Origin of the sequence: Nocardia sp. CDC160 (genome assembly GCF_035818795.1) — a bacterium.
GTDB lineage: Bacteria > Actinomycetota > Actinomycetes > Mycobacteriales > Mycobacteriaceae > Nocardia.
On the sequence record NZ_JAYKYT010000002.1, the window covers coordinates 224,132 to 241,885 of the forward strand.

Below are 17,754 nucleotides of genomic sequence, written 5' to 3' on the forward strand. Positions count from 1 at the left end.
CCCAGGAGGTGCGCCATGACAAAGGTGCTCTTGATCACCGGTGATGCCGCCGAAGACCTCGAGGTCATGTACCCCTACCAGCGCCTGCTGGAAGAGGGCTACGAGGTCGATATCGCGGCCCCCACCCAGAAAAAACTGCAATTCGTCGTCCACGACTTCACCGACGGCTTCGACACCTACACCGAAAAACTCGGCCGCACCTGGCCTTCGGATGTAGCCTTCGCCGACGTCGACCCGACCCAATACGCCGCCCTGGTCATTCCCGGCGGACGAGCCCCCGAATTTCTCCGCAACAATCCTGACTGCCAACGCCTGGTCCGCCATTTCGCGGAGACGAACAAACCAATAGCCGCGCTATGCCACGGCCCCCTTATCCTGGCCGCCGCCGGTGTCCTACACGACCGCACCTCGAGCAGCTATCCAGCACTGGAGCCCGACGTTATTGCCGCCGGAGGCAATTGGATAGACAGCCCCGACAATATCGACGGCAATTTGGTTACCGGCAGAGCCTGGCCCGATCATCCACAATGGATGCGAGCATTCATGGAATTGCTCCGAAAATCCGCCCCACCCGCTGGCCAGTAATTCGAAAAGCACTGTAAGAACAGACATTTCGGGTTCCCCCCTTTCGAATTCAGCGGTAGAATTAGAGCATGAATTCGAAGGGGGAATCACTCGACAGCACCGGCATCAGCGCCCTGATGACCGCAGTCACCAACGTCACCGACACCGTCGCGCACGGCGGACTCAACCGCCTCACTGACACCGATGTCGTGGAATTCATGCGCCGCCTGGAAATCTGCAAACGCCAATTGGCTGCGCTGGATTCGACTCTGGTGATCGAGGCCTCGGACCGGGACCTGCCGCGCAAGGCGGGAGTCAAGGACGCGGTGCCGTTCCTGCGTCAAACCCTGGGCCTGTCCCGCTACGACGCCTCGGTGCGGGTGAAGATCGCCGCAGCGTGTGGGGAGTTCCTCGGGGTCGACGGCAAGCCGCGCCCGGTTGCTTTGGCGGCGACCGCGAACGCCCCTGAGACGGGCGTGATTTCCCGCGATCATGTGCGCGGCATCGTGGACATCATGACGCATCTGCCCGCCGAGATCCTACTCCGGCGCGGGTCGAGACCGAGGCGCTGTTGGTGGAGCACTGCGTGACCGGCATGCCCGATGACCTGCCCAAGATCGGACGCGAGATCCTCGCCCGCCTGGATCCTGAGGGCACGGTGATCTCCGATGCCGACCGTCGCCGCCGTCGCGGCATCACCATCAGCCGTCCCGGGGTGGATGGGATGTCGAAGATCGAAGGCTGGCTCACCCCCGAACTCCGCGCGCTGCTGGATGCGATCTTCGCCAAGCTCGCGCGCCCGGGCATGTGCAACCTCGACGACACCGACACCGAAATCCTCACCGCCACCGCCAAGGTCGAGTCGAAGGTGTTGGAGGCGGCCGCGCGTCGCGATCGTCGCGACGCGAGCCAGCGCACTCACGACGCGTTGTTCGCACTCGTCACTGCCCTGCAGCCGGTCACCGACACCCCCGCCGATACTGCTGCTGGCACCGCTGCCGATACTGCTGCCGCTGCGGCGAAGCCGGGCAAGCCGGTGAAGCTGGGCAAGCACCGTGGCCTGCCCGTCGAGGTCGTCGTCACGATGAGCCTGGCCGACCTCGAGAAGGGTGCGGGCATGGCCACCACCGCCTCGGGTGGACACCTGAGCATCAACGAAGCTCTCAAGCTGGCCAAGGGTTCTCGCCCGGTGCTGGCGCTGCTCGACAAGGACGAGATCCCCTTGTATCTCGCTCATGGGGAGCGCCTCGCCACCTCGGGTCAGCGGTTGGCGTTGATCGCTCGTGATCGTGGCTGCACCCATCCGGGCTGCGATGTACCCGCGAGCATGTGTGCCGCCCATCATGTGATCGATTGGGCCAAGGGCGGACCGACGGATTTGAACAACCTGGCTCTGGTGTGCGATCACCACCACGCGATGGTCAACGACAGTGAGAATGGTTGGCAGACGGTGATGTTGGGCAAGGACTCCGCCCACCCGGGCCGGGTCGGCTGGATTGCCCCGGCGGCGTTGGACCCCTCCCACACCCCGCAAGTCAACGACACCCATCACGTCGGCAAGCGGGTCGCCACGGCGGTCGATTCGAGTTGCCGGAGGTGGGGTTCACGGGCAGCGTGAAACCCAGCTGCTCGTCTCCTACTGGCGTGCGCAAAACAACGGGAAGCGTGGTTGCGTCGCCTGCCCTACCGCACTTGGGCTGACGCCGGGTTGGGAGCCGCCACCTCACCTCCCAGCCCACGGACTGCACGCATCACCTTCTCGAGACAACCCCACAACTCGAAACCCGAACCGTTCGACAGCTCCACAGTTTTCAAGCTCTTTGACAATTCCACAGAGACGATGAACGGCCGAGCGGTGAGTGGGCTGGAACGTAAGTGAGGTTCGGCAGGTGAGGGCGCTGGGAGGTGCGGGTGTTTCCCGGTGTGGGCTGGTGGGTGAGGGGGCCTCGCAAGCTCGGCCACCCTCTCTTCCTCCTCCTGGCTTCTTTTTTCTTTTCTCTTTTTTCTTTGGCCCTTAGGTCCGGGTAGGGCATAGAGCGGGTCTATGGATCCATTGGATTGTGGGTTCTACCGGGGGAAGTTCGCTGGAGCGAGAGTGGAGGCATGACCACAGCAACCTTCCGTAGGACCGCCGAAGCCTCCGTATCCCCTGCCCGGGTGAGCACGGGCTCCTCGGCGCGGGAGGTCGAGCGGTGGGATCCCATTCGGCATTTGGCACCTAACTGGTTTGCCGTGGTGATGGGGACCGGGATCGTGGCCAATGCCGCCGCTACCCTGCCCTTGCAGTTCCCCGGGCTGCGCGGGGCCGCTACCGGTGTCTGGGCACTGGCCGCGCTGATTCTGGTGGTTCTCGCTGGGTCGTGGATGCTGCACTGGCGTCGCTACCCGGACGAGGCTCGGGCCCATGGGATGCACCCGATCATGATGCAGTTCTATGGGGCTCTGCCCATGGCACTGATGACCGTTGGTGCGGGCACCCTGCTGCTGGGCCAGGACGTCATCGGGGTGACCGCCGCCGTGGCCGTCGACTGGGTGTTGTGGTCGGCCGGAACCGTTCTGGGTCTGCTGACCGCCGCCAGCATTCCCTACCGCATGATCACCCGCCACAACTTCGATCCGGATTCCGCCTTCGGCGGCTGGCTGATGCCCGTGGTGCCGCCCATGGTCTCGGCTGCCCTCGGCGCGCTGCTGGTCCCCCATGCTCCCGAAGGGCAGCTGCGCCTGACCCTGTTCGTGGCCTGCCTGGCCATGTTCGGACTGAGCCTGATCGCCGCCTTCGCCACCATCACTCTGATCTGGTCGCGACTGCTGCACCACGGCCTGCCCCCGGCCGGAATGGTCGCCACCGTCTGGTTGGTGCTGGGTCCCCTGGGTCAGAGCGTGACCGCCGCCGGTGCCCTGGCCAATGTCTCGCACACCGTGCTGGATCCCGCCGAAGCCTCCGGCTTCCAGCTGTTCTCGCTGCTGTTCGGCATTCCCACTTGGGGTTTCGCCATGCTGTGGCTGGCCCTGGCCATCGCCGTGACCTACCACGCCCGCCAGTCCATGCCCTTCAATATGACCTGGTGGGGCTTCACCTTCCCCCTGGGCTGCTGCGTCACCGGCAGCACCGCCCTGTACCAGCACACCGAAGCCACCATGTTCGCCGTGATCGCGGTGGCCCTCTACGCCCTGCTGGTCGCCGCCTGGGCCGTGGTCGCCGCCAAGACCGTCCACGGCGTGCTGCACGGAAACCTGCTGCGCCCCGCCAACTGAACATCCCGATACGCAAACGGGCACGGTCCAACCGACGGACCGTGCCCGTTCTCGTCGAACCCCCTCCGCTGTAACCCCGTGCCCTATCTACTGGCAGACGTGAACCTACGTCGGCTTTTTCGGTGGAAACAGAAAGCAGCGGTTCATGGTGCGAGGGGTGGAATCCGACCATCGGCGCCTCGATCCAGAGCGCCGGACACAACCCCCCGCGGGTTCCGGAACGGGTCGGGAGTTGCGGCTGGTGTCCGGTGACAGCTACGGCAGCTGGGAGGCGGTATATCGGGACAATGTCACCTGGGTCTACGCGCTGATGTTCGGCAAGGTCGGAAACCGCCCGGACGCCGAGGATCTGACCGCCGAGGTGTTCATGGCGGCGCTCAAACCGCTGCGCATCACCGCCACCGTCCCCGAGGTGCGGGCCTATCTGCGGGCTACCGCCCGCACGGTGTTGGCCGCGCACTGGAAGGCCCGCATGGGCCGCGAGATCACCACCATCGAGGGCGATATCGCCGACGACCCGCCCGCGGAGCTGCCCGATTCCGGCGCTGAGACACACAGCAAAGCTGAGGCCCGCGCCAAAGCCGTGCTGGCCGAGCTCCCGGACCGCTATCGTCGCGTACTGGAACTGCGGTTCCTGCAAGGACTCTCGGTGAAGGAGGCGGCGCAGAGCCTGGGTGTCACGGTGGCGAATGCGAAGGTGTTGCAGCATCGGGCGTTGCAGATGGCGTCCCAGCTGAGGGAGCGAGGTGTGCGGTGAGCGGGCGGGATGTGCGGCGTTTCGTCGACGAACTATTGGCCGGTAAGCGGTCCACGGGCTTCGAACCCGACGACACCGAGGCGCAGGAGCTGCGCACGGCCATCGAACTGCGCGCCGCGCGCATGGGCAGCGACGCGCCCAGCGAGGAGTTCCTGAGCAACCTGCAACGCCGCCTGGCCGACGAAATCGCGGACACGCCAACGGAAGTCCCGAAGACCACCGGATACCGCCGCCGGAATCTGCTGATCGGCACCTCCGCCGCCGCGGCCGCCGCGACGGTCGGCGCGGTGGTGGATCGCACGCTGCTCGGCCACGGCGAGGTGACCCCGCCCCCGGCCGCGCAAACCCCGCTGTCCCCCAATACCGGTGCGTGGCGGCCCATCGCGCGTTCCAGCGACCTGCCCGAGGGCGCGACGGTCGCCTTCGATGTCGGCACGGTCAACGGCTTCGTGCGCCGCGCCCAGGGCATTCCGGTCGCGGTCTCGGGCGTGTGCACCCATCAGGGCTGCAAGCTGTGGCTGGACGCGCCCGCCGAACGCCTGCGCTGCCCGTGCCACTCCACCTCGTTCTCCATCGAGGGCGAGGTGGTGACCCATCAGCTGCCGGTGGCCCCCGCCCCGCTGCCGACCATTCAGGTGCGTGAAAACAACGGCACGATAGAGGTTTTCGCGCCGACGGTGTAACCCCCGCCCCTATCTATGGATGACCGATTCGCAGCAGCGAAGCGACTCATCCCGGATGGAGGCCCGGACACCCATGAGACCCACCCGCAGCCCACGGCGCGTCACGCTCGCCGTAGTCGCCGCCGCGGCAGCCCTGCTGACCACGAGCGCGTGCAGCTCCAGCGGCGGCGGCAAAGCCCCCGACAATGCCGCCCCCGGTATCACTTTCGCTTCCGGCACCGCAACGCCCGGCATGGTGCCGGACGGTAGGGGTCCGGCCATGCCCGGCATGTCCATGCCGGGCACGTCGTCCGCCGCGGCGGCACCGGCCGGACCCAATGCCGTCACCATCGACAATTTCGCCTTCGGGCCCAGCTCGCTGACCGTCAAGGTCGGCACCACGGTGACCTGGACCAATCACGACGAGGAACCGCACACCGTGGTCGCCACCGACGGGGCGTTCCGCTCCCCGACCCTGGGCAACAACGCGACCTACACCTTCACCTTCAGCAAGGCGGGCACCTTCGCCTACGTCTGCTCGATTCATCCGTTCATGCACGCGACCGTGGTGGTGACCCCATGACCGAACAGGACCCCCAGCAGATGACCCGCCGCCAGCTCATGCGGCACAGTGCCTGGTTCGGGGCGGCGGTGGGCCTGGCGGTGGTGGGCGGTGAGGTGGTCTCGCACGTGGCGGGCACCGCCCTGGCCGACACCGCCCGCCCGACCCTGCGTTTCGCGCAGGTCAGCGATAGTCACATCGGTTTCACCGGCACCGCCAACACCAGCGTGACCGACACCTTCACCGAAGCCATCTCGCAGGTGAATTCGCTGGGCTACGAACCCGACTTCATCATCCACACCGGCGATCTCACCCACCTGGCCACCCAGGACCAGTTCGATCAGGTCAAGCAGATGATGCAGGGCTTCAAGACCCCGCACGTGTTCACCGTTCCGGGAGAACACGATTCGAGCGACGACGGCGGCGCGCGCTACCGCCAGACCTTCGGCAATGGCACCCGCGGCGACGGCTGGTACAGCTTCGACATCGCGGGCGTCCACGTCATCGGATTGGTCAATACGCTCAATCTCAAGGATCTCGGACATCTCGGACAGGATCAGCTGGAGTTCGTCCAGAAGGACGTGGCCGGATTGTCCAGTGACACACCGATCATCGTGTTCAGCCACATCCCGCTGTTCGCCATGTATCCCCAATGGGGCTGGGGCACAGACGATGCCACCCAGGCACTCAGCTATCTGAAGCGTTTCTCCTCGGTGACCTGCCTCAACGGTCATGTCCACCAACTGTTCACGAAGACCGAGGGCAATGTCACCTTCTACAGCGGCACCACCACCGCCTATCCCCTGCCCAAGCCCGGCGACGGACCCGCGCCCAAACCGGTCACCCTGCCAGCTGGCAAGCTGCACGACGCCCTGGGGATTCGCGAAGTCACCTACCAGAAGGGCCAACAGCAGCTCGCTATCAAGGAACAAACGCTGAAATGACCACTGCCGACCGGCATGTCGCGCGTGTGTCTCACATCGTTGTCATTTCGTCAGCACCACCTGGCGCTGGAAGATCGAAAGGGCAGGGTAATCTACTAGGCTGGGCAGTATCAAGATGCTGTGCTGCAGTGCGGCGCACGGCGAGTACAAGAGGGAGAGCCTGTGCCAGCCCGCCGTTTTCGGACGAAGGCCGCCGCGAGCGTGTTCATCGCTCTGGTATTGGTGTTGACGGCATGCTCGTCGAACCTGCCGAGCGGGAAGGTCGGGCCGCGCACTCCGGCCGCCCAGTCCATCACCATCAAGCCCGCCCAGGGCACGGACAAGGTGGACCCGGCCGCGCCGGTCGAGGTGAGCACCACCAGCGGTGTGCTGACCGATGTCTCGCTGACCAATGAGGACGGCAAGGTCATTCCGGGCACCTTCACTCCCGACAAGACAGCCTGGAAGCCCAATGAGCAGCTCGGCTACGGCCGCACCTACACGCTGAAGGCGACGGGCGAGGACGTGACCGGCCCGACCGGCCCGGTCACGTCCTCATTCACCACGATCACGCCGAAGAACCAGACCAAGGTGTATCTGAACACCACGGGCGGTCAGGCCATCGTGGACGGCAACAGCTACGGCGTGGGCATGGTCATCGTCGCGCACTTCGACGAGGACATCCCCAACCGGGCGGCCGCGCAGAAGCGACTGGTCGTCACCACCGACCCGCCGGTGGAGGGCGCCTGGTACTGGCTGGACAACCGCAACGCCCACTGGCGGCCCAAGGAGTACTGGAAGCCCGGCACCAAGGTGAGCGTGGCGGCCAACCTCTACGGCATCGAGGTCGGCAACGGCCTGTTCGGCCAGGAGGACTCCAAGGCCAATTTCGTGATCGGCCCCTCGCACGTTTCCATCGCCGATGACAACACCCATCAGGTGCAGGTCTTCGAGAACGGTCAGCTGGTCCGCACCATGCCCACGTCCATGGGTCGCGGCGGCAGCGAGACCATCGCGGGCAAGACCTTCACCTTCTGGACCATGCCCGGCGTCTACACGGTCATGGACAAGGCCAATCCGGTCATCATGGACTCCTCCACCTACGGCCTGCCGGTCAATTCCCGGCTCGGCTACAAGGAGTCCATCAGCTGGGCCACCCGCATCAGCACCGACGGCATCTACCTGCACGAATTGGATTCCACGGTCTGGGCGCAGGGCAATACCGACACCTCGCACGGCTGCCTCAACCTCAATGCCGAGAACGCGCAGTGGTTCTTCAACTTCGCGCAGCCCGGCGACGTGGTGGAGGTGCGCAATACCGGCGGCGCACCGCTCGAGGTGTGGCAGAACGGCGACTGGACCCTGAGCTGGGACCAGTGGCTGGCCGGTAGCGCCTAGCCCCTCAGGCGAGGGCGGCCTGGAGCCTGCGGGCGTGCGCGGACAGCGCCACCGCGTCCGGGCCGCTGATGCGGCGCTCCACGGCTTCGGCGAATCGCCGAATGGTGAAGGCGCGCATGGCCGGACGGGTCAGTCGTAGCGAGAGGTTCAGGACCGGGTCCAGGGCGGCCGGGATGCCGAGGTTGCGGCGGGCGGGGCGCGGGAGCGTGGCCATCAGCTGGGGAGTCAGCACGGCGGACAGCAGCAGTGGGGCCAGTTCGGGGAGCTGGGTGAGGGCGAAGCCGCGGATCAGCGCCAGGGTGGGCGCGACGGCCAGCTCGGGCCCGAAGGATTCGATGACGCCGTAGCGGTGCGCGATACCGGCGTAGTAGTCGGCCACTTCCCGACAGCTGGTGGGGATCTCGTCGGGATTCGCGCCCATCAGGACGCCGAATTGCTTGGCCTCCAACCAGAATCGATCCCGATCGCCGGGTGCCAGGCGGGCCGGGCGGCGGCCGCCCTCGTAGGCGAGGTTCTCGTAGACCAGCAGAGCCGCCTGCATGATCGTCACGTGCGCGAAGAGCACCAGTTCGGGTCCCTGGGCGGCGTAGGGCTCACCGGTGCCAGGCACCGTCCCGGTCATGGACCGGTGATAGCGGCGCAGATGAGCGGCAATGCGATCGGCGGAAGCCTTGTCCCCCAGTATGATCGGCACCGGAACGCCGACCGTGCGTTGGGCGCGGCGCACCGCCATGATCGGGCTCATGCTGCGTTGTGCGCGCCCGGTGACCGCGAGCGGATCGTGGTCGATGAGGACCGCCTGCATGCCGATGTGCGGCACCTCCAACAGCGCCGTCACCGGGGCCAGGAAGGGCGTGACCACCGGGTGCAGCAGCACCCGCCAAACTTGTGAGCCGGGCCCGAAGTAGCCGTGATCGGCCTGCTCGCCGGTGCCCGCGGGAGTGGGGGCCGGACCGCGTCGCCAAATCCGGATGTCCTGTGCAGCCATGGCCGATCACCTCTTTGTGTTCCATATCGGCTGTGGCACAAGCGTATTGATCAGTCGTACGACTTGACAAGTCGGCCGACTTGTTCGTTGCGCAACCGGTATCGTGGGCGAGTGCCGGTCACGACGGGAAATAGCAAGCGCGACAAGTCCGGAGCCCCCAAGGCCAAGCCCGAAACCCCCGCGACGAAGGCCGAAGCGAAACCCGGCCGCAGCCGGGCCGAGCAGCGGGAGGACACGCGGCTGGCAATCTTGGACGCCACCATCGCCAGCCTCATCGAGAACGGCCACGCCGCCACGACCACGCGCGGGGTGGCCGAACGCGCCGGGGTCAGCCAGGGCGCGGTCCAGCACTACTACCCCACTCGGGCCGAACTTCTCGACGCCGCGATTCGCCGGGTCGCCGACATCACCGCCCAGGCGGTCATCGAAACCTACTCCACCACAACCGGATCCGAGCGCGAGCGGGTCGCCGTTCTGGTCGACGAGCTGTGGACCCTGGCGCAGGTGGCACCGGTGAGCGTCGGCTTCGAATTCCTCGCCGCCGCCCGCACCGACCCCGAAATGTCCACCACCGTCGCCCATCTCGTGCAGCACATCGAGGAGACCGTCTTCACCGTCGCCCGCCGCGTGCTCGGCGATCTCGCCGAGCGCCCCGGTGCCCGCGACTGGATGCGGATCACCGTCATCACCATCGCCGGGGTCCTGCTCACCGCCTCGGTCCCGGCCGCCACCGCCCTGGTCCCGGACTGGCCGACCGTGCGCCATCACATCATGACCAGTTTTGATACCTGGCGAGCGGAAGGGTCCTGAGCCCGAGCAACAATGGGCAGAATGAAGGGGTTGCCCATCGAAAGGTCGTACCGCCGATGAAAACCACCCGTATCGTGCTGGCCTCCCGGCCGGTCGGCATGCCGCAGCCGGAGAATTTCCGCACCGAGACGGTCGAGTTGGACGCGCCGAAGCCCGGCGAGGCTCTGTTGCAGACGTTGTATCTGTCGCTGGATCCCTATATGCGGGGACGGATGAGTGATGCGCCCTCGTATGCGCCGCCGGTCGAGGTGAACGGGACCATGGTCGGCGGGACGGTGTCGCGGGTGCTGGAATCCACCGATCCCGCGCTGCGTCCCGGCGATATCGTGCTCGGCCTAGGCGGCTGGCAGACGCATTCGGTGGAGAACGTGAAGGCGCTGCGCAAGCTGGATCCAGAGATCGCGCCGATTACCACGGCGCTGGGCGTGCTGGGAATGCCGGGGCTCACCGCCTACACGGGTCTGATCAATATCGGTCGCCCGCAGCCGGGGGAAACCGTCGTGGTCGCGGCCGCCACGGGGCCGGTCGGCTCGACGGTCGGCCAGATCGCGAAGATCAAGGGCGCGCGGGCGGTGGGTATCGCGGGCGGGCCGGAGAAGGTGGCGTTGCTGCGCGAACGGTTCGGGTTCGACGCGGCCATCGACCATCGCGCGCCGGACTTCGCCGAGCAGTTGGCCGCCGCCACCCCGGACGGGATCGACGTCTACTTCGAGAATGTGGGCGGTGCGGTCTTCGACGCGGTGCTGCCGCGACTCAATCAATACGCGCGAGTTCCGGTGTGCGGCTTGATCGCCAACTACAACATCACCGACCTGCCGCCCGGGCCGGACCGGACGCCGATGCTCATGTCGGCGATTCTGCGCCGAAGCCTGACCGTGCGCGGATTCATTGTCACCGAGTTCTGGGACCAGGCCGCGGAGTTCATTCCGGCTGCGGCGCAATGGATCGCGGAGGGCAAGCTCGCCTACCTCGAGGATGTGGTGGATGGCCTCGACCATGCCGTCGAGGCGTTCCAGGGGCTGCTCACCGGCAAGAATCTCGGCAAGCTCGTGATCAAAGTATCCGACTGAGGCCCTATTTCATGGCCTTGATGTAGGGCCGCAGGCCCAGAGTGATGTCCACGCACGCGCCGAGCAGCACGTCCCGTTCGACCGGGTCGAGCGGGTGTTTCAGCCACAGGCGCGTGCCCAGGATCGGGACGGGGAGCGGCTGTCCCGCGCGATCCCACCAGAAGGAATCGTCGTAGAGGTCGCTCATCATGCGGGCCCAGCCGCCGATCTTGCGGATCACGTCGAGGCGGCCGGTCTCGGCTCCCATGCGGTCCAGGACCACCAGGCGGAACAGCTCGGGGGTCTTGGGCTCCTCGGGATCGGGGACGAAGTGGAAAAGCGTTCCCGCCGTGGAGCCCACGGCCGTGGAGGTGTCGGCACGCTGAATGGTGCCGATGGCGGTGCCGTCCCCGCGGCTGAGGACCGTGGGGGCGGCGTCGCGCGATTCCACCCAAACGATCGAGCCGTCGGCGTAGGTGATGCGGTGCTTGCCGGTGCCGCCGTTCTTGAAGCCGAACAGGATGGCGGCCTTGGCCCCCATCCCATTTCCCGCGCCCTGCACCCCGACCGCTAGAGGATCACCGGGACCATTGCTGAAGGTGATCTTCAGGGCATTGCTGACCTTGTGCACGACCCGGCCCTCGATCATCGTCGAGCCGTCCTGCGGCGCTGACATCGTTCGATGGTAGGCCCGTGGACACGGCTCCACCGGCGATTTCGCGCCCCGATCGCGGTCGGGCGGGGATCAGTTGCCGTTGGGGTGGCCGACCTTCGCCAAGGCGGTGGTCCAGTCGGTGGCAATGGCCACCTGCGCGTCGACCAGCGCTACCTTGCCGCTGCACACCAGGCTGTGCAGCCGGGATTCGACGCCGTCCTTGGGATTGTTCGGCCCGTTGCCCGCCTTGTGATCCGGTGACGGGGGTTCGACCCAGATATTGCGCGGATCATTGGGGTCGCCGCCCAGCTCCAGGGAGATGAGGTGGTCGTATTCGGCATCGCGCGGGTCGCCGGTGTAGTCGTAGGACTTGATATTGGCGGCCTTCTCGGGATTGGTGATCGAGCTATTGGGCCGAATCGACTCCGTATAACCCGACTTACAGATGGTCTCGGCCAGATTCGACGCTGTCACTTTGGGATTCGTCGCGCCCGGTGTGCAGTTGGGGTCGGGCAGCGGCTGGCCGTCAGAGGTCTTGCGGTAGTGGCAGCTGCCGGGTGCGGGCTGGGCCTGCACGGTGTAGACACCCTGCGGGCCAGGACCGACCGGTATGGTGCCTTCCTTTTCCTTGGGCGCTGGCTGTGGAACCGCTTGGGCCGGTGCGTTGGACGGATGCTTCGCCTCCTCCTTCGAGCAACCAGCGATCAAACCCACGACCAGCAGGGCCATCGCAAGCCCTTTGTGCGCCTTCATAACTTCCCCTGCTCGAGCCGGACAGCAGCCTAATTGTGCGTTACCCCTTGGCGATCGGCTACTCGCGACGACGACACACCGGAGGGAAACGCGGGAATCGGTGACCGACCGGACAATACAGACCGACCGGTTATGCTGCAGCAATGGCAGCAGATTCGCCCGGCACCTCCGGAGTCCGTACCCGCGCGCTGGCCCTCGCGGGCCTGCTGCTGGGTGTGGGCAGCTTGCATTTCATCGCCCCCAAGCCTTTCGATGCGCTCATACCACCCCAGCTGCCCGGCAAACCCCGTACCTACACCCAGGTTTCGGGCGCGGCGGAATTGACCGCGGGCACGCTGCTGCTGCTCCCCCGCACCCGCGGCCTGGGCGCACGCCTGGCCGCGCTCATTTTCATCGCCGTGTTCCCGGGCAATGTGCAGATGGCCTACGACTGGTGGAACAGCGACAAACCCATGGCGCTGAAAGTCGGTGCCCTGCTGCGGCTCCCGATGCAGATTCCGATGGTGACCACCGCGCGGAAGGTGTACCGCGCCGCGCGGTGATCTCGCGGGTGTCGGTGATTCCCGTCGGGTGTCAGTCCCGCGTCACGAACTCGTCGAAGACCGGGGTCGGCAGTTTGAGCTGGGCGTGAATATCACCGCCCAAGCCGAAATGGCCTATCGCGCCACCGTAGTTCTGCTGGTAGCTCTGCCACAGCACGACCACGCTGATAATGCGGTTCGCGCCGGGCAGCGCCGGGTCCGGGAACGGATTGGGCAGGACCGCGCGGTAGGTGGCGGCTCCGCTCTCGTCGGTTATGAAAACGTTCGGGACGCCCAGGGGGCCGGGGCGGGTGGGAGCGTCCGGGTCCAAGTCCTTGGCGCGCAAGGACATCACGGTGTAGAGCGAATCCGGGATGAGGCCGGTGAACTCGAAGCGGAATTCCGCGGACCGCGCCTCGTCATCGACGGTGACCTCGAGGGTGCCGCGCGCCTCGAGCCATTCGCCCAGGGTCACCGGCTCGGTGAGCTTGCGGCCGTCCTGCGGGCGGAAGTCCGGGATCGGCGTCTCGTGGAACGGGTAGCTGGGCCGGGTCACCGTGTCGGCGTCGGGACGCTGGTCGGGGGCGAAGACCATCGGATAGTTGTTGGCGGGCAGGGGAAGCGGCAGGGTGTGCAGGACGCTCGCGGCGTCCTCCGCAGACAGGTCGTCGGCCAGTTCGCGCACGATCGTGTAGGCGGCCAGTTCACCGAATTTCGGCACCGGCGTATCGGCGGCGACGATGGCTCGGCCCCAGCGGCGGGTGACGCCCCCGTCCGCGTCGGGCTCGGTCAGGAAGCCGACGACAATGAAATTGCCGTCGGCGTCGAGGACTTCGCTCGGCGGGTACAGCGGCCCCTGGGTGGTCGGGGTCAGTTCATAGCTTCGGGTCACCATACGGAGAGCGCTTCCTGATCGGAGAGAAGGCGGCCGGGATCGTCGACGGACGCGCCGACCCGGTCGGAGAAGTGGATCCAGCCGTGGCCGTGCGCCGACAGCACCGCGTCGTCGCCGCGGAAGCCGGGGTGTGCGACGGCCCGCAGGAACGGCAGGTCGCTGGCGTGATCGCCGTAGCCGTAGCTGTTTTCGTGCGCGATGCCGTGCTCGCGCAGGAAGTCGGTGACCGCGGTCGCCTTGGCGGTGCCGATCATGGGCTGGGTGACCTCACCGGTCAGCACGCCTTGGTCATCGACCACGGGGGTGGTGGCGATGATGTGATCGGCACCCAGCGCGTCGGCGACCGGGGCGATGGCCGCGGCGAACGAGCCGGACAGCAGGACCGTGGTGTCGCCCGAATTCCGGTGTGCGCGCAGCGCTTCCACCGCGTCGGTGTAGTAGACGGCACCGCTCGCGGAGAACTCAGCGAACCAGCGGCGTCCGGCGGCAGCCAAGGCGTCGGCCCGCACGCCGCGATAGGCGCGGTAGTAGTGCCGGTTCACCTCCTCGCGGGGCGTTCCGGACGCGGCCTTCCGCTTGATCTCGTCGCTGAGGCGCGTGTATTCGCTGCCGTCGTCGCCGTTCTCGGCCAGCCAGAAGCGCTGGAAGGCGAACATGCTCTTGACGGTGATGAGGGTTTCGTCGACGTCGAAGAACGCCGCACCCGGTGTCGTGCTCATGCCACCGCGCCCAGGTAGGCGGCGATCGCCTTGGCGGCCTTGTGGCGTTCGATCTGCGAGATGCGCTCGTTGGGCAGGGCCGCGTAGGTGATGCGGGTGGTGGCCACGGTGCGGTCGAGTTGGCGCACGTCGACGTCGATGGCGAACTCCAGCTTGGCCGGATCCTCGATGGCGATCGGGGTGAGCACCGCGTGCAGGGTGGCGGGCAGCGGGAACAGGAAGGTCTTGAACTCCAATTCGATGCTGTTCCAGACGATGTAGAAGTGCTGTTCGGGCCAGCGGCGGCCGTACTCCAGCTCGAACGCGCCCAGGAACAGCTGGCGCACCGCCTCGACGATGACGATGCCCTGCACGTGTTCGCCGGTCTGATGGTCGAGCAGCAGTTCGTTGTCGCCGTGAATGCGCAGATCCGCGCGGAACTCGGTCTCCGATTCGCGAATCAGGTTGGCCAGCAGCACATTCGAGTTCTGATACTTGTGCACTTGGTGGCGAGGTGCCGGTTCGTCGACCGCGCCGCGCACGTGCAGCCCGGCCGGGGCGTGCACCAGCGCCACGTGCTCGAGGTAGTCGAGGTCGTGGCGGGTCACCCCCTGCCCGAGATGAACGGTCAACGCGCGCTCCGACTCCCGCCACCGGCCGCCGCGCAGGGCGGCGACCAGTCCCGACACCGTGAAGGCCCGGTCGTCCTCGGCGATTCCGCGGAAGCGATCGGCCACCAGCAGCACCTCGCCGACGGCCACCTCCCCCGAGAGCACGGACACCGAATCGAGCTGGGCTACAGACATTTTTCCTCCGAGAGCAAGACGCTTATGGCGGCGCTCGCCACCACCCGGTCGTCACCCGGAGCACCCCGCCGTCGTGGAGGGTTGCCGCCCAGCCAGCCGGGGCTTACCACTGGAACTCATGACCGTCCCCGAAACCCTATGTCCCCCAACCTATTTCATACATAGTTTCAACCACCCCGATTGAAACCCGCGAACGGAGGACGACGCTGTCCCCCGCGCGCCGATCTATCCCGCGGCGGCTTCCCCCACACCAACCCCACTCGGTTCGGGCTCACGCCCCGACACCGGCTCCGACGCCGAAACACCCTCCGGCGCTACCCCTGGCGTCATCTCGGACTCGGACACTCCCCCTGGCCTTACCCCCGACTCCGACTCCGACTCCGACGTTGGGTTCGGCTGCGTCGCCAACCCGGGCGCTGGATGTGACCCCGGATCGGCGCTCGAACCGCCTACCGGGGTCGCCGCTGTCCCCGCAGCGACTCGCGTCGAGGCGACGGCCAGTGCCGCCCCCGAAGCCGCCAGCGCCGCGATGGTCAGCGCGACGGTTGAATAGCCGTGGCGCGAAACCAGATTGGCGAGTTGTGGTCCCGCGCTGGCCCCGACGAACAGGGCGAAGGTGTAGAGCGCGGTGGCGGTGCCGCGCGCCTCGCCTGCCTGCGCCGCGATCGCCTGAACCGCCGCCGGTGCCGCGACCGCGATGGCCGTCACGAACACGAACAGCCACACCGCGACCCATATGCCACCCAGTGGGACCGCGGTGATCGCCGCCGCTGCGGCAGCTGCCGCCAGGGCGGTGATCAACCGGGCGGCAGGTGCGATCACGCCGAGTCTTCCGGCGAGCAGTGGTACCGCCACCATGGCGGGAATCGCGCTGGCCCGCAGGGCGAGTAGGGCCGCGTTGCCGGATCCGACTCCCTCCGGCGGTGAGAGCTGAATGCCGGTGTAGATGCCCACGAACGAGCCCAAGATCGCCAGGCAGCTCAGGTACAGCAGGGCGAGTCGGCCCTGTCTGAGCAGAGTCACGAACGGCAGAACAGCCTTTCGCGCGATGTCGGCGATTCCGATGCGGGCTCGCGCGCCCCTGGCCTCAGCCCTCGCACCCCCGGCCTCAGTCCCTACGCCTTCCGCCTCGCCCTTTGCACCCTCGGCCTGGGTCAGCGCCTCGGTCAGCGCGGCTTCAGTGCCAGGTGCCTGGGCTACAACCGCCGCCGAGGTGGGCGGCTGGAGAACCAGGCGCAGTAGCGCCGCCGATAGCGCGAAGACGATCGCACCGGCGATGAAGATGGCGTGCCAGCCCCAGGTGTTGCCGATCAGCTGGGCCAGGACCTGGGCTACCACGCCTGCTCCTAGGAAGGAGCTGGTTAGGCAGGTGAGGGCGAAGATTCTGCGGGCGGGGGCGATGCGTTCGGCGAGGTAGGCGAAGGCGGCGGGGGCGAAGAAGGAGGCGGTGAGGCCCTGGAGGATTCGCGCGGAGAGTCCGGTGGCGAGTCCGGGTGCGACCGCCACCAGGAGGGAGCTCAGCACGGTGGCGAGCAAGCCGCCGACGATGACCGGCCGTCGTCCCCAGCGGTCCGACAGCGGGCCGGTCACCAGGAAGCCCGCCCCGTAGGCCAGCCCGAAGGCGGTGGTGGTCCAGGTGGCCGCCGACTTGGACGTATCCCAGTCCGCCGCAAGCCGATTCAGTACCGGCAGCACCACGTAGAGCTGGCCCACCACCAGAATGCCGACCGCGCAGACCGCCGCGACGGTCCGCCCGGTCGGTGCCCATCCCGGCTCGGTAGCCCATCCCGGCTCAGCAGCCCGGCCCGACTCGGTAGCCCCACCCGGCTCAGTAGTCGGCGGCGAGCTCACGCGCACGCTCCTGGGCCGCGGCGAAGCCCGCCTCCGGGTTCTCGGTCAATACCGTTGGCGCGAACCGGATCTCGGCAATGTCCTTGATCCCCACGAAGTTCAGCCAGTCTTCGACGAACGGCGTCGCGAAGTCGGACCCGAACTGCACCGGCACCCCCGGCTGATGCACGCCACTGGTGTACACCGTGACCGCCCGCTTCTCGGTGAGCAGCCCCGAATACCCGCTCTGCGGATCGAAGGTGAACGCCCACCCCGGCTGGGTCACGATATCGACCCACTGCTTGAAGATGTACGGCACGCCCGCATTCCAGATCGGCAGGTTGATGACGTACAGATCGGCCGCCGCGAACCGCTCGAACACCACCCGCGCCTGCTCCCAGGCCGCGAGCTGCTCGGGCGTCTGATCCCGCCCGGTGAACAACGCCAACTTGGCCTCGGCCGCATGGGTCCCGAAATCCGGCAACTCGGCGTCGAACAAATCGATCGTATCGACCGTCAGCCCCGGATCCTTCGCGACGAGCCCATCGATGAATGTCCGAGCCAACGCCCGCGACTGGCTGTGCGCACCGCGCGCCGAGGCATTGATATGCAACAGGGTGGTCATCGA

At 66.9% G+C, this 17,754-nt stretch carries 19 protein-coding genes, 1 pseudogene and 1 riboswitch; of the genes and pseudogenes, 12 read left to right on the plus strand and 8 right to left on the minus strand.

What is annotated here, in order from left to right; all coding sequences use genetic code 11:
- Positions 1–24 precede the first annotated feature (24 nt).
- From VMT40_RS08480 to VMT40_RS08520, 9 genes and pseudogenes are all read left to right on the plus strand, one after another.
- Entirely contained in the window at positions 25–585 is a 561-nt protein-coding gene (locus VMT40_RS08480) for a DJ-1/PfpI family protein (RefSeq protein ID WP_326357434.1), read from the plus strand.
- Between the two features lie 197 nt (positions 586–782).
- Positions 783–1,792: pseudogene (locus VMT40_RS08485) on the plus strand (DUF222 domain-containing protein); the annotation flags it as partial.
- A 45-nt stretch (positions 1,793–1,837) separates the two neighbouring features.
- The gene (locus tag VMT40_RS08490) at positions 1,838–2,182 is read left to right on the plus strand and encodes an HNH endonuclease signature motif containing protein (protein WP_326358536.1); all 345 of its coding nucleotides are present in this window, start codon (positions 1,838–1,840) and stop codon (positions 2,180–2,182) included.
- Positions 2,183–2,667: 485 nt separating this feature from the next.
- Positions 2,668–3,819 (plus strand): TDT family transporter, encoded by a 1,152-nt coding sequence (locus VMT40_RS08495; protein WP_326357435.1) that lies wholly within the window; start codon positions 2,668–2,670, stop codon positions 3,817–3,819.
- A 145-nt stretch (positions 3,820–3,964) separates the two neighbouring features.
- A complete protein-coding gene (locus VMT40_RS08500) occupies positions 3,965–4,576 on the plus strand; it encodes an RNA polymerase sigma factor (RefSeq protein ID WP_326357436.1) in 612 nt (203 codons plus the stop codon).
- A complete protein-coding gene (locus VMT40_RS08505; RefSeq protein WP_326357437.1) occupies positions 4,573–5,259 on the plus strand; it encodes a Rieske (2Fe-2S) protein in 687 nt (228 codons plus the stop codon). Before VMT40_RS08500 ends, VMT40_RS08505 begins: the two co-directional genes overlap by 4 nt.
- Positions 5,260–5,332: 73 nt before the next feature.
- Positions 5,333–5,821 carry a cupredoxin domain-containing protein gene (locus tag VMT40_RS08510; RefSeq protein ID WP_326357438.1) on the plus strand — a complete coding sequence of 163 codons (489 nt, stop codon included), beginning with the start codon at positions 5,333–5,335 and terminating at the stop codon, positions 5,819–5,821.
- Positions 5,818–6,744: a metallophosphoesterase family protein gene (locus VMT40_RS08515; protein WP_326357439.1), complete on the plus strand. Its 927-nt coding sequence runs from the start codon at positions 5,818–5,820 to the stop codon at positions 6,742–6,744. The genes VMT40_RS08510 and VMT40_RS08515 overlap by 4 nt, the downstream gene beginning before the upstream one ends.
- Before the next feature lie 162 nt (positions 6,745–6,906).
- A complete protein-coding gene (locus VMT40_RS08520; protein ID WP_326357440.1) occupies positions 6,907–8,121 on the plus strand; it encodes a L,D-transpeptidase in 1,215 nt (404 codons plus the stop codon).
- A gap of 4 nt (positions 8,122–8,125) precedes the next feature.
- Here VMT40_RS08520 and VMT40_RS08525 read toward each other — a convergent pair whose 3' ends face one another.
- Positions 8,126–9,109, minus strand: coding sequence for an oxygenase MpaB family protein (locus tag VMT40_RS08525; RefSeq protein WP_326357441.1), 984 nt, complete (start codon positions 9,107–9,109; stop codon positions 8,126–8,128).
- A 111-nt stretch (positions 9,110–9,220) separates the two neighbouring features.
- Between VMT40_RS08525 and VMT40_RS08530 the strand changes: the two genes are divergently transcribed.
- Positions 9,221–9,919, plus strand: coding sequence for a TetR/AcrR family transcriptional regulator (locus tag VMT40_RS08530; RefSeq protein ID WP_326357442.1), 699 nt, complete (start codon positions 9,221–9,223; stop codon positions 9,917–9,919).
- A gap of 56 nt (positions 9,920–9,975) precedes the next feature.
- Entirely contained in the window at positions 9,976–10,989 is a 1,014-nt protein-coding gene (locus VMT40_RS08535; protein WP_326357443.1) for an NADP-dependent oxidoreductase, read from the plus strand.
- Between the two features lie 4 nt (positions 10,990–10,993).
- On the opposite strand, the gene VMT40_RS08540 is transcribed toward VMT40_RS08535, so the two are convergent.
- Together VMT40_RS08540 and VMT40_RS08545 are read right to left on the minus strand one after the other, a co-directional pair.
- Positions 10,994–11,644: a hypothetical protein gene (locus tag VMT40_RS08540; RefSeq protein WP_326357444.1), complete on the minus strand. Its 651-nt coding sequence runs from the start codon at positions 11,642–11,644 to the stop codon at positions 10,994–10,996.
- A 69-nt stretch (positions 11,645–11,713) separates the two neighbouring features.
- Positions 11,714–12,376 carry a hypothetical protein gene (locus VMT40_RS08545; RefSeq protein ID WP_326357445.1) on the minus strand — a complete coding sequence of 221 codons (663 nt, stop codon included), beginning with the start codon at positions 12,374–12,376 and terminating at the stop codon, positions 11,714–11,716.
- A 143-nt stretch (positions 12,377–12,519) separates the two neighbouring features.
- On the opposite strand from VMT40_RS08545, the gene VMT40_RS08550 reads away from it, so the two are divergent.
- Positions 12,520–12,918: a DoxX family protein gene (locus tag VMT40_RS08550; protein WP_326357446.1), complete on the plus strand. Its 399-nt coding sequence runs from the start codon at positions 12,520–12,522 to the stop codon at positions 12,916–12,918.
- A 31-nt stretch (positions 12,919–12,949) separates the two neighbouring features.
- Here the strand turns inward: VMT40_RS08550 and VMT40_RS08555 are convergent, their stop codons facing one another.
- The 5 genes from VMT40_RS08555 to VMT40_RS08575 all read right to left on the minus strand — a co-directional run bounded on the left by VMT40_RS08555 (position 12,950) and on the right by VMT40_RS08575 (position 17,751).
- Positions 12,950–13,792: a hypothetical protein gene (locus VMT40_RS08555; RefSeq protein ID WP_326357447.1), complete on the minus strand. Its 843-nt coding sequence runs from the start codon at positions 13,790–13,792 to the stop codon at positions 12,950–12,952.
- The gene (locus tag VMT40_RS08560; protein WP_326357448.1) at positions 13,786–14,511 is read right to left on the minus strand and encodes an HAD family hydrolase; all 726 of its coding nucleotides are present in this window, start codon (positions 14,509–14,511) and stop codon (positions 13,786–13,788) included. Before VMT40_RS08560 ends, VMT40_RS08555 begins: the two co-directional genes overlap by 7 nt.
- Positions 14,508–15,296, minus strand: coding sequence for an AfsA-related hotdog domain-containing protein (locus VMT40_RS08565; protein WP_326357449.1), 789 nt, complete (start codon positions 15,294–15,296; stop codon positions 14,508–14,510). Before VMT40_RS08565 ends, VMT40_RS08560 begins: the two co-directional genes overlap by 4 nt.
- A 13-nt stretch (positions 15,297–15,309) precedes the next feature.
- Positions 15,310–15,420: riboswitch (SAM riboswitch) on the minus strand.
- A gap of 101 nt (positions 15,421–15,521) precedes the next feature.
- Entirely contained in the window at positions 15,522–17,147 is a 1,626-nt protein-coding gene (locus VMT40_RS08570) for an MFS transporter (protein WP_326357450.1), read from the minus strand.
- On the minus strand, positions 17,125–17,751 hold the full coding sequence (locus VMT40_RS08575) for an FMN-dependent NADH-azoreductase (protein ID WP_326357451.1): 627 nt from the start codon (positions 17,749–17,751) through the stop codon (positions 17,125–17,127). Before VMT40_RS08575 ends, VMT40_RS08570 begins: the two co-directional genes overlap by 23 nt.
- Positions 17,752–17,754: the final 3 nt, after the last annotated feature.

Excerpts from the sequence above, each read along its gene's own strand:
- VMT40_RS08560 (WP_326357448.1), bottom strand. The coding sequence starts at position 14,511 with ATGAGCACGACACCGGGTGCGGCGTTCTTCGACGTCGACGAAACCCTC.
- VMT40_RS08510 (WP_326357438.1), top strand. The coding sequence starts at position 5,333 with ATGAGACCCACCCGCAGCCCACGGCGCGTCACGCTCGCCGTAGTCGCC.
- VMT40_RS08555 (WP_326357447.1), bottom strand. The coding sequence starts at position 13,792 with ATGGTGACCCGAAGCTATGAACTGACCCCGACCACCCAGGGGCCGCTG.
- VMT40_RS08495 (WP_326357435.1), top strand. The coding sequence starts at position 2,668 with ATGACCACAGCAACCTTCCGTAGGACCGCCGAAGCCTCCGTATCCCCT.
- VMT40_RS08540 (WP_326357444.1), bottom strand. The coding sequence starts at position 11,644 with ATGTCAGCGCCGCAGGACGGCTCGACGATGATCGAGGGCCGGGTCGTG.
- VMT40_RS08565 (WP_326357449.1), bottom strand. The coding sequence starts at position 15,296 with ATGTCTGTAGCCCAGCTCGATTCGGTGTCCGTGCTCTCGGGGGAGGTG.
- VMT40_RS08525 (WP_326357441.1), bottom strand. The coding sequence starts at position 9,109 with ATGGCTGCACAGGACATCCGGATTTGGCGACGCGGTCCGGCCCCCACT.
- VMT40_RS08535 (WP_326357443.1), top strand. The coding sequence starts at position 9,976 with ATGAAAACCACCCGTATCGTGCTGGCCTCCCGGCCGGTCGGCATGCCG.
- VMT40_RS08550 (WP_326357446.1), top strand. The coding sequence starts at position 12,520 with ATGGCAGCAGATTCGCCCGGCACCTCCGGAGTCCGTACCCGCGCGCTG.
- VMT40_RS08500 (WP_326357436.1), top strand. The coding sequence starts at position 3,965 with ATGGTGCGAGGGGTGGAATCCGACCATCGGCGCCTCGATCCAGAGCGC.
- VMT40_RS08575 (WP_326357451.1), bottom strand. The coding sequence starts at position 17,751 with ATGACCACCCTGTTGCATATCAATGCCTCGGCGCGCGGTGCGCACAGC.
- VMT40_RS08545 (WP_326357445.1), bottom strand. The coding sequence starts at position 12,376 with ATGAAGGCGCACAAAGGGCTTGCGATGGCCCTGCTGGTCGTGGGTTTG.
- VMT40_RS08515 (WP_326357439.1), top strand. The coding sequence starts at position 5,818 with ATGACCGAACAGGACCCCCAGCAGATGACCCGCCGCCAGCTCATGCGG.